The organism is Bombilactobacillus sp. ESL1202, from assembly GCF_058107125.1.
Window position 1 is genome coordinate 1,329,073 of record NZ_CM176590.1, and the last position, 23,536, is coordinate 1,352,608.

At 36.3% G+C, this 23,536-nt stretch carries 24 protein-coding genes; 20 read left to right on the plus strand and 4 right to left on the minus strand.

The annotated features are described in order from the left end of the window. Window positions 1-128: 128 nt before the first annotated feature. The 4 genes from AC3B7A_RS05860 to AC3B7A_RS05875 all read left to right on the plus strand — a co-directional run bounded on the left by AC3B7A_RS05860 (window position 129) and on the right by AC3B7A_RS05875 (window position 3,786). Window positions 129-1,124 carry an SIS domain-containing protein gene (locus AC3B7A_RS05860; protein ID WP_489755202.1) on the plus strand — a complete coding sequence of 332 codons (996 nt, stop codon included), beginning with the start codon at window positions 129-131 and terminating at the stop codon, window positions 1,122-1,124. Between the two features lie 18 nt (window positions 1,125-1,142). Then, window positions 1,143-1,553, plus strand: coding sequence for a PTS sugar transporter subunit IIA (locus AC3B7A_RS05865; RefSeq protein WP_489755203.1), 411 nt, complete (start codon window positions 1,143-1,145; stop codon window positions 1,551-1,553). Window positions 1,554-1,738: 185 nt separating this feature from the next. Further along, entirely contained in the window at window positions 1,739-2,620 is an 882-nt protein-coding gene (locus AC3B7A_RS05870; RefSeq protein WP_489755204.1) for a DNA/RNA non-specific endonuclease, read from the plus strand. Between the two features lie 266 nt (window positions 2,621-2,886). Then, the gene (locus AC3B7A_RS05875) at window positions 2,887-3,786 is read left to right on the plus strand and encodes a Ppx/GppA phosphatase family protein (protein ID WP_489755205.1); all 900 of its coding nucleotides are present in this window, start codon (window positions 2,887-2,889) and stop codon (window positions 3,784-3,786) included. Window positions 3,787-4,019: 233 nt separating this feature from the next. Here the strand turns inward: AC3B7A_RS05875 and AC3B7A_RS05880 are convergent, their stop codons facing one another. Continuing rightward, on the minus strand, window positions 4,020-4,532 hold the full coding sequence (locus AC3B7A_RS05880) for a YbhB/YbcL family Raf kinase inhibitor-like protein (protein WP_489755206.1): 513 nt from the start codon (window positions 4,530-4,532) through the stop codon (window positions 4,020-4,022). 124 nt (window positions 4,533-4,656) lie between these two features. Here AC3B7A_RS05880 and AC3B7A_RS05885 point away from each other — a divergent pair, with 124 nt between their 5' ends. From AC3B7A_RS05885 to AC3B7A_RS05945, 13 genes are all read left to right on the plus strand, one after another. After that, the gene (locus AC3B7A_RS05885) at window positions 4,657-5,592 is read left to right on the plus strand and encodes a hypothetical protein (protein WP_489755207.1); all 936 of its coding nucleotides are present in this window, start codon (window positions 4,657-4,659) and stop codon (window positions 5,590-5,592) included. Window positions 5,593-5,821: 229 nt separating this feature from the next. After that, window positions 5,822-6,511 (plus strand): NAD-dependent protein deacylase, encoded by a 690-nt coding sequence (locus tag AC3B7A_RS05890; protein WP_489755208.1) that lies wholly within the window; start codon window positions 5,822-5,824, stop codon window positions 6,509-6,511. Window positions 6,512-6,599: 88 nt separating this feature from the next. After that, complete coding sequence (gene metG, locus AC3B7A_RS05895; RefSeq protein WP_489755209.1) at window positions 6,600-8,609, plus strand: methionine--tRNA ligase; 2,010 nt, start codon at window positions 6,600-6,602, stop codon at window positions 8,607-8,609. A gap of 88 nt (window positions 8,610-8,697) precedes the next feature. After that, complete coding sequence (locus AC3B7A_RS05900; protein ID WP_489755210.1) at window positions 8,698-9,477, plus strand: TatD family hydrolase; 780 nt, start codon at window positions 8,698-8,700, stop codon at window positions 9,475-9,477. Next, window positions 9,464-10,024, plus strand: coding sequence for a ribonuclease M5 (gene rnmV, locus AC3B7A_RS05905; RefSeq protein WP_489755211.1), 561 nt, complete (start codon window positions 9,464-9,466; stop codon window positions 10,022-10,024). Before AC3B7A_RS05900 ends, rnmV begins: the two co-directional genes overlap by 14 nt. Before the next feature lies 1 nt (window position 10,025). After that, entirely contained in the window at window positions 10,026-10,913 is an 888-nt protein-coding gene (gene rsmA, locus AC3B7A_RS05910; protein ID WP_489755212.1) for a 16S rRNA (adenine(1518)-N(6)/adenine(1519)-N(6))-dimethyltransferase RsmA, read from the plus strand. Between the two features lie 74 nt (window positions 10,914-10,987). Beyond that, window positions 10,988-11,221 carry a Veg family protein gene (locus AC3B7A_RS05915; protein WP_489755213.1) on the plus strand — a complete coding sequence of 78 codons (234 nt, stop codon included), beginning with the start codon at window positions 10,988-10,990 and terminating at the stop codon, window positions 11,219-11,221. 156 nt (window positions 11,222-11,377) lie between these two features. Further along, the gene (gene purR / locus AC3B7A_RS05920) at window positions 11,378-12,226 is read left to right on the plus strand and encodes a pur operon repressor (RefSeq protein ID WP_489755214.1); all 849 of its coding nucleotides are present in this window, start codon (window positions 11,378-11,380) and stop codon (window positions 12,224-12,226) included. A gap of 72 nt (window positions 12,227-12,298) precedes the next feature. Continuing rightward, the gene (gene glmU / locus AC3B7A_RS05925; protein WP_489755215.1) at window positions 12,299-13,687 is read left to right on the plus strand and encodes a bifunctional UDP-N-acetylglucosamine diphosphorylase/glucosamine-1-phosphate N-acetyltransferase GlmU; all 1,389 of its coding nucleotides are present in this window, start codon (window positions 12,299-12,301) and stop codon (window positions 13,685-13,687) included. 42 nt (window positions 13,688-13,729) lie between these two features. Next, window positions 13,730-14,704 (plus strand): ribose-phosphate diphosphokinase, encoded by a 975-nt coding sequence (locus AC3B7A_RS05930; RefSeq protein WP_489755216.1) that lies wholly within the window; start codon window positions 13,730-13,732, stop codon window positions 14,702-14,704. A gap of 383 nt (window positions 14,705-15,087) precedes the next feature. Next, window positions 15,088-15,345 (plus strand): hypothetical protein, encoded by a 258-nt coding sequence (locus tag AC3B7A_RS05935; RefSeq protein WP_489755217.1) that lies wholly within the window; start codon window positions 15,088-15,090, stop codon window positions 15,343-15,345. Between the two features lie 222 nt (window positions 15,346-15,567). Beyond that, window positions 15,568-16,707: a DUF3114 domain-containing protein gene (locus tag AC3B7A_RS05940; protein WP_489755218.1), complete on the plus strand. Its 1,140-nt coding sequence runs from the start codon at window positions 15,568-15,570 to the stop codon at window positions 16,705-16,707. 38 nt (window positions 16,708-16,745) lie between these two features. Continuing rightward, window positions 16,746-17,582 carry a hypothetical protein gene (locus AC3B7A_RS05945; RefSeq protein ID WP_489755219.1) on the plus strand — a complete coding sequence of 279 codons (837 nt, stop codon included), beginning with the start codon at window positions 16,746-16,748 and terminating at the stop codon, window positions 17,580-17,582. A 111-nt stretch (window positions 17,583-17,693) separates the two neighbouring features. On the opposite strand, the gene mscL is transcribed toward AC3B7A_RS05945, so the two are convergent. From mscL to AC3B7A_RS05960, 3 genes are all read right to left on the minus strand, one after another. After that, window positions 17,694-18,071: a large conductance mechanosensitive channel protein MscL gene (mscL, locus tag AC3B7A_RS05950; RefSeq protein WP_489755220.1), complete on the minus strand. Its 378-nt coding sequence runs from the start codon at window positions 18,069-18,071 to the stop codon at window positions 17,694-17,696. 155 nt (window positions 18,072-18,226) lie between these two features. After that, window positions 18,227-19,567 carry an HD domain-containing protein gene (locus AC3B7A_RS05955; protein WP_489755221.1) on the minus strand — a complete coding sequence of 447 codons (1,341 nt, stop codon included), beginning with the start codon at window positions 19,565-19,567 and terminating at the stop codon, window positions 18,227-18,229. Continuing rightward, window positions 19,564-20,379, minus strand: coding sequence for a lipoate--protein ligase family protein (locus AC3B7A_RS05960; protein WP_489755222.1), 816 nt, complete (start codon window positions 20,377-20,379; stop codon window positions 19,564-19,566). The genes AC3B7A_RS05955 and AC3B7A_RS05960 overlap by 4 nt, the downstream gene beginning before the upstream one ends. 198 nt (window positions 20,380-20,577) lie before the next feature. Between AC3B7A_RS05960 and AC3B7A_RS05965 the strand changes: the two genes are divergently transcribed. The 3 genes from AC3B7A_RS05965 to pyrG all read left to right on the plus strand — a co-directional run bounded on the left by AC3B7A_RS05965 (window position 20,578) and on the right by pyrG (window position 23,429). Beyond that, window positions 20,578-21,012: a YwiB family protein gene (locus AC3B7A_RS05965; protein ID WP_489755223.1), complete on the plus strand. Its 435-nt coding sequence runs from the start codon at window positions 20,578-20,580 to the stop codon at window positions 21,010-21,012. 98 nt (window positions 21,013-21,110) lie between these two features. Next, a complete protein-coding gene (gene rpoE, locus AC3B7A_RS05970; RefSeq protein WP_489756556.1) occupies window positions 21,111-21,638 on the plus strand; it encodes a DNA-directed RNA polymerase subunit delta in 528 nt (175 codons plus the stop codon). Window positions 21,639-21,815: 177 nt separating this feature from the next. Further along, window positions 21,816-23,429, plus strand: coding sequence for a CTP synthase (gene pyrG, locus AC3B7A_RS05975; protein ID WP_489755224.1), 1,614 nt, complete (start codon window positions 21,816-21,818; stop codon window positions 23,427-23,429). Window positions 23,430-23,536 lie beyond the last annotated feature (107 nt).

Consider the following 23,536-nt stretch of genomic DNA (forward strand, 5'->3'; position numbering starts at 1 on the left):
TGCTTTTTAGCTATCTATGAATAATCATTCCAAGTAAAAATAAACTTCAATAATTATTCTGATTAACGTGCACTAGCTCATCTTTTTTGTTGGTAGCTTGAAATTAATAGAAAGTCAGGAGAGAAAAAATGAGAAAATTTAACAAACAAGCCTTAATTGATAATATGCAAGGAGCTTTAAAATTACGTTCACAAATTAATGAAATTGTTGATCAAATAAATGCTGATGGTTATGACAATATTTGCTGGTTGGGAATTGGCGGCACTTATGCGTCTTCAATGCAGGCAGTTATTCATATGAAAGAAAAGTCAGCTTTAGAAACTTTCTATCAAAATGCGGGTGAATATTTAGTTACAGGAAATAAACGGATTACATCAAAAACGTTAGTTGTTACATCATCAGTTTCAGGTAATACAGCCGAAGTGGTTCAAGCTGTACAAAAAATGAGTGACGCTGGTACTAAGATCTTAGGATTTATTGATAATCAAAAAGCTGATCTTTCATCAATGGTCACTTACTGTATTTCTTATCCAACTGATGAACAATTAAAGTTCTTTATGGTTGCTGATCGGCTAATGTATTTAGCAGGTGAATTTCCCGATTATGATGAATTTTATCAAGAAATGGATGCGCACTTTGCTCAAGATATTGCTAATATTGAAGAAACGGCAGATGTTTTTGCAGAAAAATTCGCACAAAAACATCATGAAGATGCAATCCATTATTTTGTGGCAGCAGGTAATCAGTGGGGCGCCACTTATTCTTATGCCATGTGTTATTGGGAAGAACAACATTGGTTACGGACACGTGCTATTGAAGCGGCGGAATTCTTCCATGGTGCATTTGAAATTATTGATCGTGATACACCAGTGACCGTTTATGTTGGTGAAGATACGCAAAGGGCGTTAAGCCAACGCGTAGCAAAGTTTTTGCCAGAAATTTGTGGTAATTATACAATTATTGATGCTAAAGATTATGATTTGCCCGGCTTTTCTAAGCAGTACCGTGGTAATTTATCACCATTTGTCTTTCGGGCTATTAATAATCGGATTGATGCGCATATTGAACATTTGAATCGCCATCCAATGGACATTCGCCGTTACTATCGGGCTTTGGATTATTAATTAGTAAAGGAGAAAAAATTGCTTTCAGTTATTGTCTGTACGCATGGTGATTCAGCTAAAGAATTGGTTAAATCAACAGAAATGATTTGTGGTCAACAAAAGCAATGCGCAACTGTATCATTTACAATTGGCCAATCTTTGACTGATTTAAAACAAAAATTGGAACAAAAAATAAAAACCTTGAAAGGCCCCATCATTTGTTTAACTGATTTAAAGGGCGGGACTCCGTTTAATACGTTAGTTTCTTTAAAAGATCGTTATCAGCAACTAGAAATTATTACTGGAGTGAATATTCCGATGTTACTGCAACTGTTTATTTATCGTGATCAGTTGGCAAGAGAACAATTGATTGATTCCATAATTAAAAGTGCCCAAAAGGGCATTTACCTTTATCAATTGGAACACAATGATCAAGATGAAGAATTTTGATTGATTTTTCATCAGCCAGCTTTTAATTAAATCAAGTTAGCAATTGAGCTAATTTATTGATAAATCCTCCAAAATTAATTTTTTAATTGGTTTCGGAGGATTTTTTAGCAAAAAAATTCGTAGTTTAATTATGAATCATGGTATGCTTAATAAACGTTAAGAAACAATTTTTTAAAGGATAAATTATGCGAAAAAAAAGTAAAAGTTCTAACTTGAGTTTTTGGTTAATCGTTATTATCATTGTTGCCTTTGTGATTTTTGGTAAAGGGAAAACACCGACGAATGCCCCTGGATCAGTTCAGGATATTAAAGTCGTTAATCATGATAATTTGGTTAATCTCAAATTTGATATTCAAAAATATCCCCAAAATTATGCCGTATTATTAAATAATCAACCTAATTTTTCTGTCAATACTAAGCAACAAATTACTAGAATGCAGCAACAACGTGGTCAATATTTACAACAAGGTGATGATCAACAAGAGACTAATTACCGTGGCTTTGATTCGTTGGGCAGAACCCGTGAAGTCAGCAGTTTTGTTCGTTATAAAGATGTGGTTAAGCATTCTTCTCAAGTTATGAAACGACCTTCATTTAGTACTAATGCCAAAATTTCTGGTGAATATTCTGATGGACAGTTTGATAGTCAACTACATCAATGGTCGGGTACGCATTCTAATAATCGCATTGTCCAATTATCTGGTTATCGGGGTTACATTTATAATAAAAGCCATCTTTTGGCGTGGTCGTTAGGGGGTTCGATGAATAGTGACAACATTGTTCTGGGAACAAGAGCTCAGAACGTCGGGACTAATAATAGTAATGATCCTGGGGGCATGGCCTATGCGGAAACTAAAGTTCGTGACTTTTTACGAGCTCATCAAGATGAAGTTGTTTTCTATAAAGCTATTCCAGAATATGTTGGCAATGAACTAGTTCCGCGTGGTGTTCAAGTACAGGCACAATCCATTAAAGACCTGAAAGCATTAAAGCTTAATATTTGGACTTTTAATACGCAGTCTGGCGTGGCCATTAACTATAATACAGGTCAAGCTAATACACAATAAAAGTGATTAAAGTAATCTTGGATTTTAGTGGGAGGTTACTTTTTTAATAAAATAATTTTAATGGTCGAAATTATGGTCGAAATTGTGTATTCTAATATTATTAATGAATATTGAAACAATAGTTAAAAAAGTTCGGATTGTAAATTAGAGCTATTCTAAACGTTTGTTGATAAAAATTAACTTGAGGTTTATTAAACGGCTCTTTTTGCAGATTTGCTTAGTGAAACTTACAGTTCAATCATGAAGTTATTGAGGGGGATCTTATTTTGAAATTAGCTTTGATTGATATTGGATCTAATTCTATTCGCATGGCCATTTATGAAATTGAACATTACCGGGTTTCCAAAGAAATTCAACGTTATCGTGAGTTTGTCCAGTTAGCTAAAGAAATGACAGTTGATGGCTGCATTAATGATGATAATTTTGCTGCGGGCGTAGCTACACTAAAGCATTTTCGGCAAATTTTAAATCATGCGCAAATTACGCAAGTCATTGCAACGGCTACTGAAGCGATTCGGCAGGCTAAAAACCAAACTGCATTTTTAAAAGCTGTTCAAGAGCAGGCGCAGATTCAAATTCAGGTTTTAAGTGGTTATCAAGAAGCATACTTTGACTCATTAGCCATTCAAAAAGCAATTTTGCAACCTAATTTTTTGTTTTTGGATACAGGTGGTGGGAGTTTTGAATTTGGAACGGTACTGGATCGTCAACTAGTTCAAGCACATAGTTGGCCTTATGGTGCTGTTAAATTATATGATCGATTAGGGCAACCTAATTGTTTGAGTATTCAACAACAGCAACAATTAAACGATTTATTAATACCTTGTTTACAGCAATGTCAAACCCATCAGTTGCACCAACTAGTAGTAATTGGTGGCGTTCATCGGGCTTTATTTGAGGTTATGCAATTAGCAGCTAATAAATGGCATTCAGCAACGACAATTTTACGTTGGATTAAACAGATTCAACATAACAATATTGCTGCTAATTCGGCGTTAGCTAATATGGAATTTGCCCGGGCGCCTTTTATGCCAGTAGGATTAATGCCACTGAAAACAATCATTGATTTGTTTCAAATTCAACAAGTTAATTTTTGTTCTTATGCTTTACGGGATGGAATTTTGGTAGATTTCTTACGGCAACAAAAAAAGCAAGATCAATCTTAAAGTGATCGATCTTGTTTTCATGGATACATATGATTAAAGGTTAACGGATAAGATTAACACTATTTAGGTCATAATCAGTTGCGATGCATTTTGTTCACAACTTAGATTTGATTGCATTCACAAAAGCAACAACTTGCGTCTAACTACGAATAATCATTCAAGTTATAAACCAACTTAAATAATTATTCTAGGTTATACTCAGTTGTTATTCGCTTTTATTCACAGCTTAGATTTTAGCCGCGATAAGGTAAAATTAATTTTTGATGTTCTAAAATATGCCCGTCCATTGCATGAAGTAATTCGTTTAACCAAAAACCATTTGATAAATTAAGCATTTTATCCAGGGCATAAACACGCAATTCATATTGATGAGTCCCACTCGGTGGGGTTGGGCCGTGATAAGTTTGAGTAATTTGCGGATCAGTTTCGCCTAACAAAGAACCAGCAGTCGAATTTTTACCTTGAATCATTGGAATACTGGGATTTTGGCTGACGTCTTCAGGAATCTTGGTAATAGTAGGTTCTAAATTAGCTACACTCCAATGGATCCATTCAAAACCGCAGACAGGGATCGAATCAGGATCTAAAAAGGTTAGCGCAAACGATTGGGTATGTTCAGGAACATTTTGAATTTCAATGGGAAAAGATTTAATCGGCATTTTACCATTCAGTAATTCTTCCAGTGGCGCAAATTTGCCATACTGTTTTGGCAATAATCCTTGAGTTAAAGGCACACTAATTTTCATGATTAAGACTTCCTTTAGAACCAATGTTATAATTAATAATAATTTGAGTCAGATGGTTCTTGCTTAAATTTTAGCAATTGTGAAGCAGAATGCAACTAAATTAAATTAAGATGGAAGAGATACGATGAAAATTACTGAATTCGATCAGCACGTACAAGATTTATATCAACAAGTTCAGCAACAAACAGGCTTAGCTATTGACTTACACTTAGAATCAAATCGTAAAGAAGATTGGTTAGCCTTTGACCAATCAGTGAATTATTTTAATACTCAGGGGCATTTAGAAATTAATTTAGCGACATCTAGCGATTTGAATTTCACTTTGGCTCATGAGTTACGTCATGTTTTATTGGAGGAGGAATTTGCTTCCCATATAACTTTTCCAGTTACGACACAAGATTCACAAATTGATAAGTTTATGCGAGAAACTACAGCAGTGTTAACGGATTTTATCGACCATATTGCTATTACGCAACAACAAAAGTTAGCTGGTGAAATTACGACAGCAGTAAAAAATGATTTGTTAACTGGATTAAAATTTGTGTTGGAAAATTATGATGACATTTTTAATCAAATTTTTACGTTAGTTAATGCTGGTATCTTAGGCTTAGATGATGATTTGAAAATGTGGCAACAAAAATTACCTCAAGCTAATCGTTATGCTCAACAGCTTTTAGATACTGCCCAGTATAAATTTAAAATCACAAAGACAGCTTTAAGACGTAATAAAATTATAATTTTACAAACATTTTCCGACATTTTTTGGGATTTAGGTTATGATTTACCATTACCATTTGAAGATTTTGTTTCTTTTGAACCAATTTTAAGTGAACGGCAATTACGCCTCAGTGTTGGGCAAGTATTTCAAATTAAGCACTCTGAATTAGTCGATTCAATAACAAAGTGGCCAGCATTTTTATTGATGGGTCAGCAAGATTTTCAGTGTTGTGGAATCTTGGATTTGAATGTTAATTTAGAGCCAGAAGAATATCTTCAGTTTTATCGTCAGCCAGTTGAAGAATTTTTAACGTCACATGGTCTTGAATATCGTATTCGATAAAAATCGTTTGATTGAAAATTTTTGCGCACTGATAGGCTTTTAGTTCAGAATAGAGGCGGGGATAAAATGTTGACTTTTGGAATATAATAATGGATTAATTTAATGTTCGGCTAAATTATTTATAGAATATGATGTCTCCATCTTATGAATGAACGTTTTAGGTGTCCGAATTATTATAAATTAAATAGTCGGTGTTCAAAAATAATATTATTTAAATGGAAGTAATTATATGAGTGATTTACAGGCAATTATTGATCAAGCACAGTATGTAACTTTTTTGACAGGAGCCGGGGTTTCAACGGCTTCGGGCATTCCGGATTATCGTTCTAAAAATGGCTTATACGCTGGTAAGAAACGGCCAGAAGAATTATTAAGTTATGATTATCTCATGGATCATCCGCAAGAATTTTGGGAATTTGTCAAGCAAAGTTTATATTTTCCTCAAGCTAAACCGAATATTATCCATCAAAAAATGGCGCAAATTGCTAATCAAAAAGGCAAAGTTGTCACCCAAAATATTGATGACTTGGATTTAAAGGCTGATAATCATGAACTGGTCCAATTTCATGGTAGTTTATATCAAACGACTTGTCTTAAATGTGGTCAAAAAGTGGCTTGGCCAGACTACTTAAATGATTATCATCATCAAAATTGTGGTGGTGTGATTCGTCCAGATATTGTTTTGTATGGTGAACCAATCAGTCAAACAGCGGTAGAACAAGCAGTTTTAGCGATTCAACAAGCAGATGTGATTATTGTAGTGGGAACTAGTTTTCAAGTCTATCCGTTTGCCGGTTTGATTCAGTATCGTCAGCCGCAAGCTCAATTAGTAGCTGTCAATAAAACACCAATTACTGTGGGTCAACATGGTGTCATGATTACAGCTGATGCTCAAGATGTTTTTGCAAAGTTAGTTTAATTGAACTAATTTAATAGGTTATAATAAAAACAACTATTCACAGAAAATTCGATACTATAATAACGATAACGTAGAAACGAGGCACATAATGGTAAAAAAACCAACATTTTATATCACAACACCCATTTATTATCCATCAGGTAAGTTAACAATTGGTAATTCTTATACAACCGTTGCGGCAGATACGCTGGCACGTTATAAACGTTCCCGAGGTTTTGATGTTTTCTTTTTGACTGGAACAGACGAGCATGGGTTGAAAATTGAACAAAAAGCCCAAGCTAAAAAAATGCAACCCCAAGCTTATGTTGATGAGATGGCGGTGGGCATTCAAAAATTATGGAAATTGTTGGAAATTTCCAATGACAAATTTATTCGGACTACCGATCCGCAACATGTAGCAGCAGTCCAACAAATTGTGCAAAAATTAATTGATAGCGGCGATGTTTATCTAGGTGAATATATTGGTTGGTATTCTGTTGATGACGAAGAATACTTTACGGAATCTCAATTGGCTGAAGTTTATCGTGATGATAATGGTCAAGTTATTGGTGGTAAAGCTCCTAGTGGTCACGAAGTTAAGTTAGTTAAAGAGCCGTCTTACTTTTTTAAGATGAGTAAATATGCGGATCGTTTATTACAATATTATGAAGATCATCCTGATTTTATCCAACCGGAAAGCCGGAAGAATGAAATGATTAACAATTTCATTAAGCCAGGGTTGGAAGATTTGGCAATGTCTCGAACTAGTTTTAATTGGGGTGTGCCGATTCCTAGTGATCCCAAACATGTGGTTTATGTTTGGATTGACGCTTTGTTAAACTATATTACAGCTTTAGGTTACGGTAGTTCCGACCAAGAGTTATTTGAACGCTATTGGCCCGCCAATGTTCATTTTGTTGGTAAAGAAATTGTGCGTTTCCATACCATTTATTGGCCAATTATTTTGATGGCTTTAGGCTTACCACTGCCGGATCAGGTGTTTGGTCATGGCTGGTTATTAATGAAAGATGGCAAAATGTCCAAATCACGGGGCAATGTCGTTTATCCGGAAATGTTAGTTGAACGCTATGGTTTAGACGCCTTACGCTATTATTTGATGCGCGCCATTCCGTTTGGGAGTGATGGTGTCTTTACGCCAGAAGATTTTGTGCAACGGATTAATTATGATTTAGCTAACGATTTAGGTAATTTGTTAAATCGGACAGTTTCGATGATTAATAAGTATTGCGCTGGTCAAATTCCGGCCTTAGTTGTAGGTCAAACTGAGCTTGATCAAGATTTAGAACAAGTAGCGGCTCAAACGATTGCTAACTATAATCAAGCCATGGACAAATTTGAATTTTCAACGGCTTTAGATATTACGTGGACGTTGATCGCGCGCACGAATAAGTATATTGATCAAACACAACCGTGGGTTTTAGCTAAGGATCCAGCCCAAAAAGCACAATTAGATAACGTGATGGCTCATTTAGCTGAAGCATTACGGATTATTGCTATTTTAATTAGCCCGGTGATGACCCACGCACCACAAAAGATTTTTGCCCAATTGGGTTTTGACAAACAAGACGGGCAAAATGTTGAATTTGGACATTTACCACAGAGTCAAGTCGTTATTAAACCAACACCAATTTTTCCACGACTTGATTATGATGAAGAAGTTGCCTACATTAAGGATAAAATGCGTCAAGAACAACAAAAAGCCCAAACTAATGGTACTTTAAAGGTGACGAAGTCCGCCGCTGCCAAGCAAAAACAAGCACAGAATAAAGCAGAAATTAAAATTGATGATTTTAATAAAATTAAAGTCCAAGTGGTTGAAATTTTAACTGTGCAAAAAGTTAAGGGTGCTGATCGGCTATTACAATTCAAATTAGATGATGGTAGTGGTCAAGAACGGCAAATTATCTCTGGAATTGCGGAATTTTATCCAGATCCACAAGTATTAGTACACCGCAAAGTTTTGGCAATTACGAATTTAAAACCACGTAAAATGCGGGGCGAAGTTAGCCAAGGAATGTTATTGTCGGCTGAACATGATGGTCAAGTCCAATTAGTTACTGTCCCTGACAATTTGGTTAATGGTTCCGGTGTTGAATAAAATTTAATTGTAACGGTGGTTTTTGAGAAGGATTAATATAAACTTTTGGATGAGATATCGTTTTATAGTTGAAGACAGAGGTTAGATTTTGAAAATATTTGATTCACATACCCATTTAAATGATGATCCCTTTTGGGAACAGACGCCCACTTTTTTACAACAGGCGCAAGATTTAGATGTTGTGGAAATGGCGATTGTTGGTTCTAATACCAAACTCAATGAACGTGCATTGCAGTTGGCGCAAACTTATCCGCAATTGTTTGCAGTGCTTGGTTGGCATCCTGAAGATAGTGCGAGCTTTGATAAGCAAGCGGAGCTAAAGTTGTGCCAACAATTACAAGATCCTCAAGCGATTGCTATTGGTGAAATTGGCCTTGACTACCACTGGTCGCAAAATCCCACACCACAGGTTCAACAAGCAGTTTTTGTGCGCCAATTACAATTGGCGCAACAATTGGCTTTACCAATCAGTATTCATACTCGTGATGCGATGGCTGATACTTACCAGCTATTAAAGCAGCATTGGCCTCAGTCGGGTGTCATTATGCACAGTTTTAATGGTAGTTTATCATGGTTGGATAAGTTTTTAGAGTTAGGCTGCTATATTTCTTATAGTGGTGTCGTGTCTTTTAAAAATGCGCCAGAAGTTAGAGCAGCAGCTACACACACACCTATAAAACGTTTATTGGTGGAAACAGATGCTCCTTATTTGACGCCAGAACCACATCGTGGTGAAATGAATCAACCAGCTTTTAGTCGCTTTGTGGTGGAAGCGGTGGCTAAATGTCGCTTAGAAAGTGTTCAAGAAATAGCGCAACAGACTTATCAGAATGCGCATGAGGTTTATGGTTTAGATGGAAAAAATTAAAGAAGTCATTGTCGTGGAAGGTCGCGACGATACAGCTCGTTTACAGCAAGTCTTTGGTCGAGAAATTGATACTATTGAAACTAATGGTTCAGCAATTAATGACCAAACAATCAAACTAATTCAACAAGCCCAAGCTAAGCGAGGAGTTATTGTAATTACTGATCCAGATTTTAATGGCGAACGAATTCGGCGAAAAATTGTGGAGCAGGTTCCCGGTGTGAAGCAAGCTTTTTTACGTCGACAAGACAGTGTTCCTAGTAATCGGCATGGTAGTTTGGGATTAGAACATGCGAATGCTCAAGTCATTAGGAATGCTTTAGAGTCGGTTTTTACAACAGATCAATTAGCACCCAATACAATTACCAAACAAGACCTAGTTGATTTACGTTTGATTGGGGCTAGTGAATCGCGGCATTTGCGCGAATTAGTGGGTGATGAATTGCATATTGGTTATGCTAATGCCAAACAATTTTTACGGCGCTTGGCAATGCTAAATATCACCAAAGAGCAGTTAATTCAAGCAGTTCAAAAATTTCAAGGAAAATAAAATGGTAGTTGAAAAATACGATATTGCAGATCCTTTGCGGACACAAGCAATTTTAGCTAAGTATCAGATTCATGCTAAGAAAAGTCTGGGCCAAAATTTCTTACAGGAACCCGCAGTTATTGACCAAATTGTCACTAGTGCGCAGATAAAACCCACAGATATAGTGCTAGAGATTGGTCCCGGAATTGGGGCTTTGACTCAACAATTGGCAAAGGTTGCCAAACAAGTTTATGCTTTTGAATTAGATAATGATTTAATTGAATTATTACGGGAAAATTTAGCTGATTATCAAAACTTAACGATTATTGCAGCAGATTTTTTGAAAGTTGATTTGGCACGTTTTTTTAAAGAACAACATTTAACCAAGCAAGTAGTCAAGGTGGTTGCCAACTTGCCATATTATATTACGACCCCGATTTTATGGAAATTATTACAGGAACCAGTGACGTTGCAGCGGTTAGTTTTGATGATGCAAAAAGAAGTTGCGCAACGAATTACCGCAACTCCTGGTCATCGTGAATATGGGGCATTGAGTGTGAGTGTGCAAACTAAAGCCCAGGTGACAATTGACCAAATTGTGCCGCGCAGTGCCTTTGTGCCCCAACCACAAGTTGATTCAGCCGTCGTCAGCTTTGATTTAGTAAAGCGTCCAGATTATCAAATTGCAGATGAAGCTTATTTTGAGCAAGTTGTTAAAGCAGTCTTTAAGCAAAAACGTAAAAATTTGTGGAATAATTTATTATCATTTGTTGGTAAATCAGCCTTGAATAAACAAAAATTAGAAGTGGTTTTTAATGATTTAGGTTGGCAACATCAAGTGCGTGCGGAGCAATTAACAATTAGTCAGTTAAACCAATTAGCACGGCAAGTTAAACAACAATTTGCTTAATTTTGCTGTTTTTTGTTAAAAATTGAATTTTAGATTGTTTAATGGTAGTATTTATGTTAAAGGGGTTGAGTTTATTGCCAATGACATTTGCTTCTATTAAACGTAAATTGGATAGTCACTTGGGTGAAGGAATTACTGTTGTTGCTCAAGTTGGACGTAAGAAAGTTACTCGCCGTCACGGTAAGTTAGCTGAAACATTCCACTCTGTTTTTGTAGTTGATTTAGATCCAGCGGAAAATTCGTTTGAACGTGTTTCATATAGTTATGCTGATTTATTGACTAAGTCAATTGAATTATCTTTCGATTAATTAAGATTGTCTATTAGACAATCTTTTTTTGTGGCTGTGACGTTAAAGCTAATGATCATATTTTGACCTTTTTCTGGAACTCCGAAGTGGTTTATTTAAAAATGTTCGGTTTCTCGGTATAATATGTATTAAATAGAATTAAAGCAGGTAATTTTTATGAAAATACGACGAAGCGAACGTTTAATTGATATTACAAATTATTTGAAGCAACGACCATATCAATTAGTTCCGTTAACTTTTTTTGCTCAAAGATATCATTCAGCTAAATCTTCTATTAGTGAAGATGTTTCCATTATTAAGCAAACTTTTTTAAAAAGTAATATTGGTTTAGTAGAAACAGTTGCGGGTGCTAGTGGTGGTGTGATTTTCACGCCAGGGATTAGTCGTTCATTAGCGCAAGAATATTTAGATAATCTGCGGTTACAGTTAGCCGATCCACAACGAATTTTACCCGGTGGTTATTTATACTTGTCAGACTTGTTGGGTAATCCAACTATTCTCAATCAAATCGGTCAATTAATTGCTACCCAATATGCCAAACAAGAAATTGATGTGGTGATGACAATGGCGACGAAAGGAATTCCGATTGCACAAAGTGTAGCCGAATATCTGAATGTTCCCTTTGTCATTGTTCGCCGTGAATCTAAAATTACTGAAGGACCGACTTTAAGTGTAAATTACACTTCCGGTTCTTCAAATTATGTAGAAAAAATGGAACTCTCAAAACGTAGCTTGGCGTTAGGTTCTAAAGTTTTAGCAGTTGATGACTTTATGAAGGGCGGTGGCACAGTCTTGGGCATGCGCAATTTGGTTCAAGAGTTTGAGGGTCAATTAATTGGAGCGACCGTTTTGGTGGAAGTTCAAGATCAAACCGACGGCAGCGCTAGTACAGCCACTTCTTTATTTGCAATTAAACCTTTAACTGCACAAACACAAATGGTAGATATTTCTTTAGGCAATTATCTCCAGCGAACTGACTTTAGTCCCTTTGAAACAAAAGATTGAGTGCTATTAGACATTCATGTATGATTATATCAGTAATAATTAATAAATTTTAAACGAAGTGAAGGAATTTCAATGGCTGAACGTTTCACAGTTATTTTGGCCGCAGGCAAAGGTACACGCATGAAGTCAAAGCTTTACAAAGTTTTGCATCCGGTCTGTGGTCGGGCAATGGTCGATCATGTTTTAACGCAAGTTGAACGAACTCAACCGAGCCAAATTGTAACAGTTGTTGGTTTTGGTTCTAATCAAGTTCAAGAACTTTTACAAACGAGAACAGCTTATGCCTTACAACAGGAACAATTAGGAACTGCGCATGCTGTTTTACAAGCGGAAGCTTTATTAGGTCAAAAACAGGGAACCACGTTAGTGATTAGTGGTGATACACCGTTATTTACAGCAGATACCTTAGAAAAATTGTTTGCTTACCATGAACAAAATCAGGCTGGGGTAACGGTTTTAACTGCCCAAACTTCAGAACCATTTGGTTATGGCCGAATTATTCGTGATAGTAATGATCAAGTTTTACGAATTGTGGAACAAAAAGATGCGACACCAATTGAGCAACAAGTGCAAGAAATTAATACTGGTGTTTATTGTTTTGATAATCAACAGCTATTTCATTATTTGCATCAAGTTAAAAATGACAATGTTCAAAGTGAATATTATTTACCAGATGTAATTGGTTTGATGCAGGCTAATCAACAAAAAGTGTTAGCTTATCAGATGGCTGACTTTACAGAATCTTTAGGCGTGAATGACCGAACAGCTTTGGCTCAAGCAACCAAAATCATGCAAGCACGCATTAATCAATCTTGGATGGAACAAGGCGTGACGTTAACTGCTCCAGATCAAACAACAATTGATATTGATGTTCAGATTGGAGCAGACACGACTATCGAAGGTGGTGTTGTCATTAAAGGAAAAACCCAAATTGGTCAAGATTGTTACATTACCAGTGGTTCGAGAATTGTCGATTCAACAGTTGGTCAAGGAGTCACCATCACGAGTTCAACTTTACAAGAAGCGGTGATGGAGGATCAAAGTGATATTGGGCCTAATTCGCATTTACGGCCACAGGCTCATATTGGACCACAAGCTCATGTGGGTAACTTTTGTGAAGTAAAAAAAGCGACCTTAGGTGCTCGTTCTAAAATGGGACATTTGAGTTACTTGGGTGATGCCACAGTTGGTCATGATGTTAATATTGGTTGTGGAGTCGTTTTTGTTAACTATGATGGCGTCAAAAAATGGTCAACAGAAGTGGGCGATTGTGCTTTTATTGGCAGTAATTCCAATCTGGTAGCGCCATTAAAGATTGCTGATCATGCTTTTGTTGCAGCGGGTTCCACCATTACTAAAGATGTAGCTCGTCATGATCTAGCTTTAGGGCGTGCTCGGCAAGTTAATAAGGCTGATTATTGGCTGCACTTGCCAATTGCTGATGATCCAAACTGGAATTAATTAAAAATAATTGAATTTAAATAATGGAAAGTTGAGATAAAAATGTCTACATTAAGAGCTAATAGTCCGATGAAAATTTTTGCTTTAAACTCAAATAAGCCTTTGGCAGAAAAGATTGCCCAAGAAGTTGGGGTACCGTTAGGTAAATCTTCTGTTAAACGCTTTAGTGATGGTGAAATTCAAATTAATATTGAAGAAAGTATCCGAGGATCAGAAATTTTCATTATTCAATCAACATCTGATCCAGTCAATGATAATTTAATGGAATTGTTGATTATGATTGATGCATTACGTCGGGCTTCAGCAGCGATGATTAATGTGGTCATTCCTTATTACGGCTATGCCCGTCAAGACCGCAAGGCGCGGGCGCGTGAACCAATTACGTCCAAGCTAGTAGCTAATATGTTACAGACGGCTGGTGCTGATCGGATTTTGGCTTTAGATTTACACGCGGTGCAAATTCAAGGATTTTTTGATATTCCGGTGGACCATTTAATGGGTGCTCCTTTATTGGCAGATTATTTCTTAGAAAAAGGTTTAGATGAAGATGCAGTGGTAGTTTCACCCGATCACGGTGGTGTTGTGCGCGCACGTAAACTAGCTGAATTTTTAAAGGCACCAATTGCGATTATTGATAAACGTCGTCCCCGTCCCAATGTTTCTGAAGTGATGAACATTATCGGTGATGTGAAGGGCAAGCGGTGCATTATTATCGACGATATGATTGACACTGCCGGAACGATCTCATTAGCAGCGCAATCATTAATGGATGCTGGTGCTAAGGAAGTTTATGCTTCTTGTACACACGCTGTTTTATCAGGTCCCGCAATTTCTCGTTTAGAAGCTTCACCAATCAAGCAAGTGATTGTTACCGACTCGATTCAATTACCCGAAGAAAAGAAAATTGATAAAATGGTGCAAATTTCAGTTGCTCCGTTAATGGGTGAAGCAATTAAACGGATTTATGATAATGCACCAGTTAGTCCGTTATTTAAAACGCGGTTTAAACGTCACTAAGACGATTTAGTTTTATGAAGTAAGTAAGGAAAACTGTTATTTCCAGGACGTGATAAATTGCTTCTAAAGTTAGCACCTAAGTTTAGAAGCGGCCTTGGTAAGAGAAAGTGGTCACTATCTAGTTTGTGTTAAAAGACTAGACAAACGACTTATCCCAGAAGCTCAGTACTTTAGTATTGATGTAGTTCACTTAAATATGGATGTTTGACTTTGAATAATATTAATAGTTTTAAAAGATTGAGTGTTGATGATTAATTTCATCAGCACTTTTTTTCATTATGATTTATTGAAAGCTATTGGTTAAGTTGCTTTAAAAAAACTTTACTTGGATCTAATTCCTATGTTAATTTGTTTACGTCTTAAAAAAATAAATGGGGAAAATGATGGTTAAAATAGATATGAATCAACTGGAAGCCAATAATTATCACTTACAAAAGCAAACGCAAGCTTTGAAGGATCTGTTGGCAAATACTGATCGCAAAATGCAAGCTGTTCCACAAACAGAAGGCTTTAGCGGACACACGCAAGAACAAATGTCCGAATACGTTGAAGAAGCGCATCACCAAACTAGCCAAAGCTTGATTTCTGAGTTAGATCAATTAGCTCAAGGAATGCAGCGCTTGATTGACGACTTTAAATAAAATGTTGACAGTAGTAGCAATGCCCGAATTGATACGGATAATTTAGACGATATTGAACAACAATTAAAAAAAGCGCGGGAATTAAATCGCCAAACGGTTGCGGAGCTGAATGATGCTTATCGACTGGCGATTGAAGCGGGTGCTAATTGTCAACTAATTGATAATCAAGCTGACGAGGCACTAGGCGAAACAATTCACTTTGTCCAAGGAACCAAACGTTTATTGCTGAATTACAATAACCGGACGTTACCATTAACACTGAGAAATTTAAGTAATAATGTCGTTAATATTAAAAAAGATTTAGCGGTCACTGCAGGCATTAAAGGTCAAGGCAAAGAGCATTTTCAAATTGCGGCTTTTCTAACTGCTTTAGAACATGACGGTTGGAATGCGGCGGCTTTAACTAGCTTTGAGCATTTTTTAGATGACCAAATTGATAAAGTAACGGGCAAAAAGGCATTAGAGCAATTAAAGCAGCTGTTTAAACAAGCACGGCAAGTTGGCTCAACTGCGTTTAACGCGCTGTTTCGTCCTTATGCAGAAATAGGCGTTAGTCAAAAAGCTGCTAGTTCAGCTTTGACAATCATGATGAAGTATCTAGGAGCGACTGTAGAAAATGGTTATCTAAAATTAGAACATGGTTTTCCAAATTTAAATCCTTTTACCAACGAATTGCTTCAAGATTTGTTGCCCAAAGTCGTTCGCAAAGCGTTTCCGTTTACCAAAGGCAAGAAAGGTGGTTTAGCAACTGCTAGTGGAACTTTAGCGACGGAGATCCACCAACTGCGCTATTATATTTCTTATTCTAATGCAAAATATGTTGAACAAGTAGCAAAAAAGTTACACGTGACCCCAGGTGAATATTTGGATGATCTGAGTCAAACTGGCCAGTTCAAAGTAGCTAGTGAAAGTGCGCGGGCACATAATAAAAAGTATTATATTCCAGATGATAATAGATATAATTTGAATTATATGCACAATTATAAGTTATTATCTAATTTTCATGTTGAATTCATTATTAGTAACAAGAATGGTCAATTGCTAAAAGTTGATCCAGCAACTACTATTGACAAAAGCGGACGAAATTTAGCTGAATGGAATTTGAATGACTTAGCTGGTTTTGTGAATGGACCTTCGTATAATTATGCCGATAAGAATGATATGAACTTACCTAACTTGAAAAGTTCACATTACAATTACGATTACTCATATGGTAATTTAGATATGCCTAATCGCAATGAGATGTTAGGAAATAAAAGACCTGATGACAATTTATATAAAACCCCACAAAGAAAAGGCGAGAATAAATACCATGATGTGATCAGTTATTCTAAATATCATAGTATAGGTAAAGGTAAATAATTGTTATGAAAAAATTATTGAAAATTAGTCTATTATTTATGATATTAATAACAAGTGTTTTCACTTTAGGTCTCAGTAGTAATCCTAATCCGCCCAGTCGTTCAGAAATGGCGCCAAAGTATCAAAAAATGAGTACTAAAAAATTACAAGCGCGTAAAGATGAAGGTGCCGTGTTAACACCTAAATTTAGGGCTAAAACAGTCCAAGGTTTGATTGGCAAATCTTTTTCTTTCAACTCTAGTGAATTTGAGTACTTTCCCAGAGAAGGTGACGGTGAATATTTTTTAAAATTAAAATCTAACCAAACTTTTGTCTTAGTACACAATAATGCCTTTAAAGTTCGAACTCCTCAAGAAGGTGGATCCGACGGACTAGATATTCAATTCTTTTCAGGAAATTATAAAGTATCAAAAGGGAAAGTTGAATTATTTGTTAAAGATTATTATGTTACTGGAGAAGATGAAAATGAAAATGTTCCATTAAAAAGACTTAATAGTTGGCCGATAATACCAGAATCTATTGGAATAAATCCAGCATTATATAATAAATTACCAACAGATTGGCAACAGAAATTATCGACTGAGCAGATTACTAAAATGTACGATCGTTCAGATGAAAATTTTAGGCCTGGAACGTCTAAAGGTTTGGCTAGGAGATTAGCAAATGCTAGTAATTACGAAATAGTAAAAAACAAAAATACGTGGCAGGTTCAACAACCGGTGATTGGTGAACGCAAGCACGTTAAAGGGATTAAAAAATATTACAATCACCACTATAAACTAGGTTACCTCCACAAATACGACCATGTTTATCCAATTCCCGATTCCATTCAAGAAGACTTAATCAACAAATTTAAAGCCAGCGGTAGTTACTGATAACAGAGATTTTAATATTAACACCATGTAATGTAAAAAAAGCTAGGACAATAGCTATTTCTGAATTAATCCAGAATATAACCAATGTTCTAGCTTTTTGAGTGTTTATTATTAAGAATGATTTTGTTGTTTTTGCAAAAGATCGCGAATTTCTTGGAGATACTGGGCTGACAAATCTTCAGCACTAGTTTGTTCTGCTTGCACTTGTTTGTGGGGCTTTTCTAACGCATTAAGTGCTTTGACAATTAAGAAAACGACAAATGAAATAATCAAAAACTCAATCACTGCATTTAAAAAGTCACCTACGCGAAACATGCCAAACTTGATTGACGATAAGTCAATTTTTCCTAGAAACAATCCAATAAAGGGATTTAAAATATATTTAGTCAAGGCACTGACAATTTTATTAAAAGCACCACCAACAATAACCCCAACAGCTAAGTCCACGACACTGCCGCGTGAAATAAATTCTTTGAATTCTTTTAACATGAACGTTTTACTCCTCTTTGAAATTAATAGGTACTAACAAATTTTGCTAGAAGAGGTTGGGACGGTCTATTTTAAAGTTGTATTACTAAGCAGATTAAAGGTTTCGCAACGTTTTTTGTCCCAGCATCTAGTATGACCCGTTATTTTAATCATAGCTAATTTTGCAAAGAATTGTTACGAATATGACTTTGAAATTCGGTTAAAGTATTAGCAAATGTAGATCCTTGAGGGTCTGCTAGCATTTCTTTAGGAAAATAAAGCCGGTAATCGCCACTCACGCGCCCACTGAGGGCTTGAACAATGGGACTGACAGTCGATAATTCTTGTAAAGTACCATCTGGTTGCATGAGCTCAATTTGGGTTTTAGGTTCTTTAGATGAAGGATCATACAAGTCATATGGTAAATCAAAGCTGCTATTAGTAGCAGTATAAAATTGTTGATCAAACCCTGCCGCTGCAACTAATTCTTGCATATGTTGGACTAAATCTTCTTGTCCGTCTTGAAAGGTAACGGATTTAAACGGAATTCGGTCTAAAAAATGATGTGCTAAATTGCGTAAGATTTGATCGGGATGATCCCGCCAAAGATTGAAATAGGTATTTAACACATCGTCATCTAAGCGAAGATAATCCTTGACACTAATCTGATTTTTAAAAAAAGGTATTAATAAACTAGAATTTTCTGAGGTACTCAGGCATTGGTTTTCATAAAGATACTTAGCGCGATGTAATAATTTTGTTAAAACTACTTCCATGCCGCGAGACACCGGATGAAAATAAACTTGCTGGTACATTTGAAACCGCGAGACAATATAATCTTCAATCGCATGCATACCACCAATGTCAAAGGCAATACCATGTTGGTAAGGACGAATGACGCGCATAATTCTGGTTAAATCAAACATTCCGTATTGCGTACCGGTGAAATAAGCATCGCGTAACAAATAATCCATGCGATCTGCATCAATTTGACTAGAAATCATCTGGACAACTTGTGCGTTGGGATAAGTTTTAGCAATGACACTAGCGACTTGTTCGGGAAAATCCGGACTGATTTGGCGTAAAATCTGATTAACCTGAGTCTGAGGTGAAGTAATAATTTTTTGGGTCCATTGTTCATGATTGGTACCAAAAATATGTTCGAACGTATGTGAATAAGGGCCGTGTCCAATATCATGTAATAAAGCAGCACATAAAGCGACTAAGCGTTCCTGATCATCCCATAAACCGTCACCAGGATGTTTAGTAGGATAATTTTGTTGAAAGGAATCACAGATTAAGCGGGTGATTTCATAAACACCAACACAATGTGTAAAGCGCGAATGTTCGGCACCATGAAAGGTGAGTGAGGTGGTTCCTAATTGTTTAACGCGCCGGAGACGTTGAAATTCAGGCGTGTTGATTAAATCTAAAATTACCCGGTAAGGGACATGAATATAATTGTGGACGGGGTCGCGCAAAACTTTTTCCCGGGGTAAACGTTCAATTTTGGTCATTGTAAACTCTCCTTGATAATCTGATTTAATCGTTGCTGTTGGGCTATTTTTGTGGTGATAATCGTTTGGTAATCAGGAAGATTTGCTAATTGAGCTGCTGTTAAGATCCCTAAATCTGTTTTGGCTGCTAAAGTTTTTTGGAATAATTTTTTAAATTGTTCAATGCTAAAATCAGTGTTGATTAATTGATTTAAATTATTCATTGTAGCCGGGTTGACCGTGGGGTAGGCGGAGTTGTGATTTTTATTGGCTAGTCGATAAAAATTATGAATTACTTCACCACGTTTGTTTTGGTCACCGTTGATTGATAAGTAAGCCATAATGGCCAAACTTTGATGCTGGCGGCGTTGAGCGATCCCCGCAAACTTTTGGTGGTTAATACTTAAGTCAAAACTTCCAGGGCAATAAGAATCTTTGACTTCATAATGTTGAATGTTAACGGCTGGTAAGCAAGTTTTGATTAAATCAAGCATTAAAGCGTAAGCTTGATCAATTGAATATTCTTCAGCAGTGGGGAGTAAGAGGCTAATATTTAATACGCCGGGATCGCTGACCACTGCCAAACCACCAGCATTACGAATCATAATTTGATAGCCTTGTTTTGCTAAGTAGCTGACACCAGTTTTTAAATGATCTAAGTGCTTATCACGTAAGCCGCAAATAATGGTAGGACTAGTTTGCCAAAAATGAATCAGTGGTTGGTGAATTTTTTGACAATAATCTAGTAAAAAATCAGTTTGTGGAAAGATTAATTCTAGTTCGTTCTTTTTTTGATAAGTTACGTCATAAATTAAATATTTTTTTTCTAGCATAATTTTCCTCAATAATTAATAAATAGCTTATAATGAAAAATAAAGCCGCAAGTGGCTTAGTTGAGTCCAAAGACAATTGGAGTACTTACTAAGAAGAAAATGTTCGTCTAAAGTTACGAAAAATTCTTGTTGTTAGCCCGATTGTCCTAATGGCAAAGAGCTTTTCAAATTTTAAAGTCTACGGGGTGAAAATTAATCATGGAACGTACTGCTCAAGATATTCAAGTTCAACTAAAAACGCAAGTTATTCAAGATGGACAGGTGCATAATTATCAGGTTGATCAACTCGGGCAAGCGGTTATTATTGGTGATAAATTATATATTCGTTATCAAGAGTCCCCACAAGACCAAGACAATATTAAAGTCATCGTGAAAATCGCTACTAATAATCAGATTACCATTAAACGTCAAACTGGTGATAATTTAACAACTAATATGATGTTTGATCAAGAAAATGATCAGGCCTTCAATTATTTAACAGAATACGGTCAAATCCCGTTGATTTCACATACTAATCGTTTGCAGGTCTTGGTTTCGCAAGCACCGTTATCCGGACGGGTTAAATTAGATTATTCATTACATTCGGGCACTAATTTGGTCGGTGATTACAAGTTAAGATTGATTTTTAGTTAAGTAATCTGTAATATTAAAACTAGACTGTTGAAAGGACGTGTACGTAGTTGGTTGTAGAACTTAAACAATTCGATGGTGAAGACAAAAAAGATTTGTCGATGATCGAAGTAGCACACGCAATCTTGGGGCAAAAAGGAGAAGCAATGCCTTTTGCGGATATTGTCAATGAAATCCAGCAATTCATGGGTAAAAGCGACAGTGAGATTCGTGAACGGTTGCCACAATTTTACACAGATTTAAATGACGATGGCGGTTTTATTTCTTTAGGTGAAAATGTTTGGGGACTACGTACGTGGTATCCTTATGACTCTGTTGATGAAGAAGTCAATCATCCTGAAGATGCAGATAATGTTAAAACACCAACCATTAAACGCGTGAACGCTTTCTTGGATGACGAAGAAGACGATGATGATGTCATTGAATATGACGATGACACAGTTGATGCTAGCGATGACGAAGAGAACAGTGATGATCATACGCCGGATTTATCGCAGTTTTCACATCAAGATTTAACCTTTGGTAATGATGACGATGATTTAACTAGTGATCCGGCTGATGATTTGGAAGATGGAATCGAAGGCGATCTCAGTGAGTTTTCTGATGATGAAGACGAGGATGACGATTAAACACTGTCATTATAGCATAGCATAAATATAGTTTGACAAGATATTTAAATCATTGTAAAATACCGATTGGGCACTTTACAGTGTGCGATAAAGGCTCTCTGTTCTTATAGAATAGGGAGCTTTTTTAATTTTAATGACCGGATCTTCCCTCAATCAATTATTAAAGGAGTAAATTGAATGACCAAATATATTTTTGTGACTGGTGGCGTTGTTTCATCTTTAGGTAAGGGGATTGTGGCCTCTTCTTTAGGACGATTATTGAAAAATCGTGGTTTAAAAGTAACATTGCAAAAATTTGATCCTTATTTGAACGTTGATCCTGGAACGATGAGTCCCTATCAGCATGGTGAAGTCTTTGTAACCGATGATGGAGCAGAAACTGATTTGGACTTAGGTCATTATGAGCGTTTTATTGATAATGATTTGAATAAATATTCAAATGTTACCACGGGTAAGTTATATGCAGAAATTTTGCGTAAAGAGCGTAAAGGTGAATATAACGGCGCTACGGTTCAAGTGATTCCGCATGTCACGAACATGATTAAGGAAAAAATCATGCGAGCCGCCACGACGACGGACTCAGATGTGATTATTACTGAAGTTGGTGGTACAGTTGGTGATATTGAATCTTTGCCATATTTAGAAGCTTTGCGGCAAATGAAATCAGAAGTTGGTGCTGAAAATGTCGTTTACGTGCATACAACTTTAGTTCCATATTTAAAAGCAGCTGATGAAATGAAAACTAAGCCTACACAACATAGTGTCAAAGAGTTACGTGGTTTAGGTATTCAACCCAATATTTTGGTAGTTCGGACTGAAAAACCAATTTCGCAAGGAATGCGGAATAAGATTGCTTCATTTTGTGATGTTGATCCAGAAGCAGTGATTGAATCTTTAGATGTACCAACGCTTTACTCGGTACCGTTAAACTTACAAAAACAAAAAATGGATCAAATTGTTTGCGATTATTTACATTTGGATGTTCCGCAGGCGGACATGACAGAATGGAAAAAGTTAGAGCAACGTGTGTTAAATTTGAAGCATCGAACCAAAATTGCTTTGGTTGGAAAGTATGTTGACTTAAAAGATGCTTATATTTCGATTAACGAAGCTTTAAAGCATGCTGGTTTTTGTTTTGACACCGATATTGATGTTGTTCGGATTAGTGCAGAAGAAGTTAACGCTGATAATGTGGCTGAGAAGTTAGCAGGTGTTGATGGTTTAATTGTACCTGGTGGTTTTGGCACTCGTGGTTTAGAAGGTATGATTCAAGCAATTCAATATGCGCGCGAAAATGATTTGCCTTACTTGGGCATTTGTTTAGGTATGCAAATGGCGAGCATCGAATTTGCTCGCCATGTAGCAGGAATTAGTGATGCTACTAGTTGTGAAGTTGATGAAGAAGCGCAACATAAAGTAATTGACTTGATGGCTGATCAAAAAGATGTAGAAGATATTGGCGGAACTTTACGTTTAGGTTTATATCCTTGCAAATTAAAGGCTAACTCGGTTGCTGCAAAAGCTTATGCTGGTCAAAGTGTGATTCAAGAACGTCATCGTCATCGTTACGAATTTAATAATGATTATCGGCAATTATTACAAGATCAAGGTTTGGTTATGTCAGGTGTTTCACCAGATAATCATTTAGTTGAGATTATTGAATTGCCACAAAATAAATTCTTTGTTGCGACGCAATATCATCCAGAATTTCTTTCCCGTCCTAATCGCCCTGAGCCAATTTTTAAAGCTTTTATGGCGGCGGCTAGTGATTTGCCTGAAGTTGACTTGTAAGATTAAGAAAAGATAGTAAATAAAAAATAAAGTTTCACAGCTGTAGTTGAGCGGGAGCTTTATTTTTTTATGAAAAATTTAACAAACTAAGTTTGTTTTCAACAATC

Bases quoted from the DNA above. Each gene is read 5' to 3' on its own strand.
- AC3B7A_RS05860 (WP_489755202.1), top strand. From the start codon at position 129: ATGAGAAAATTTAACAAACAAGCCTTAATTGATAATATGCAAGGAGCT.
- AC3B7A_RS05870 (WP_489755204.1), top strand. From the start codon at position 1,739: ATGCGAAAAAAAAGTAAAAGTTCTAACTTGAGTTTTTGGTTAATCGTT.
- AC3B7A_RS05880 (WP_489755206.1), bottom strand. From the start codon at position 4,532: ATGAAAATTAGTGTGCCTTTAACTCAAGGATTATTGCCAAAACAGTAT.
- AC3B7A_RS05885 (WP_489755207.1), top strand. From the start codon at position 4,657: ATGAAAATTACTGAATTCGATCAGCACGTACAAGATTTATATCAACAA.
- AC3B7A_RS05890 (WP_489755208.1), top strand. From the start codon at position 5,822: ATGAGTGATTTACAGGCAATTATTGATCAAGCACAGTATGTAACTTTT.
- metG (WP_489755209.1), top strand. From the start codon at position 6,600: ATGGTAAAAAAACCAACATTTTATATCACAACACCCATTTATTATCCA.
- rnmV (WP_489755211.1), top strand. From the start codon at position 9,464: ATGGAAAAAATTAAAGAAGTCATTGTCGTGGAAGGTCGCGACGATACA.
- rsmA (WP_489755212.1), top strand. From the start codon at position 10,026: ATGGTAGTTGAAAAATACGATATTGCAGATCCTTTGCGGACACAAGCA.
- purR (WP_489755214.1), top strand. From the start codon at position 11,378: ATGAAAATACGACGAAGCGAACGTTTAATTGATATTACAAATTATTTG.
- glmU (WP_489755215.1), top strand. From the start codon at position 12,299: ATGGCTGAACGTTTCACAGTTATTTTGGCCGCAGGCAAAGGTACACGC.
- AC3B7A_RS05930 (WP_489755216.1), top strand. From the start codon at position 13,730: ATGTCTACATTAAGAGCTAATAGTCCGATGAAAATTTTTGCTTTAAAC.
- AC3B7A_RS05935 (WP_489755217.1), top strand. From the start codon at position 15,088: ATGGTTAAAATAGATATGAATCAACTGGAAGCCAATAATTATCACTTA.
- AC3B7A_RS05945 (WP_489755219.1), top strand. From the start codon at position 16,746: ATGATATTAATAACAAGTGTTTTCACTTTAGGTCTCAGTAGTAATCCT.
- mscL (WP_489755220.1), bottom strand. From the start codon at position 18,071: ATGTTAAAAGAATTCAAAGAATTTATTTCACGCGGCAGTGTCGTGGAC.
- AC3B7A_RS05955 (WP_489755221.1), bottom strand. From the start codon at position 19,567: ATGACCAAAATTGAACGTTTACCCCGGGAAAAAGTTTTGCGCGACCCC.
- AC3B7A_RS05960 (WP_489755222.1), bottom strand. From the start codon at position 20,379: ATGCTAGAAAAAAAATATTTAATTTATGACGTAACTTATCAAAAAAAG.
- AC3B7A_RS05965 (WP_489755223.1), top strand. From the start codon at position 20,578: ATGGAACGTACTGCTCAAGATATTCAAGTTCAACTAAAAACGCAAGTT.
- rpoE (WP_489756556.1), top strand. From the start codon at position 21,111: ATGATCGAAGTAGCACACGCAATCTTGGGGCAAAAAGGAGAAGCAATG.
- pyrG (WP_489755224.1), top strand. From the start codon at position 21,816: ATGACCAAATATATTTTTGTGACTGGTGGCGTTGTTTCATCTTTAGGT.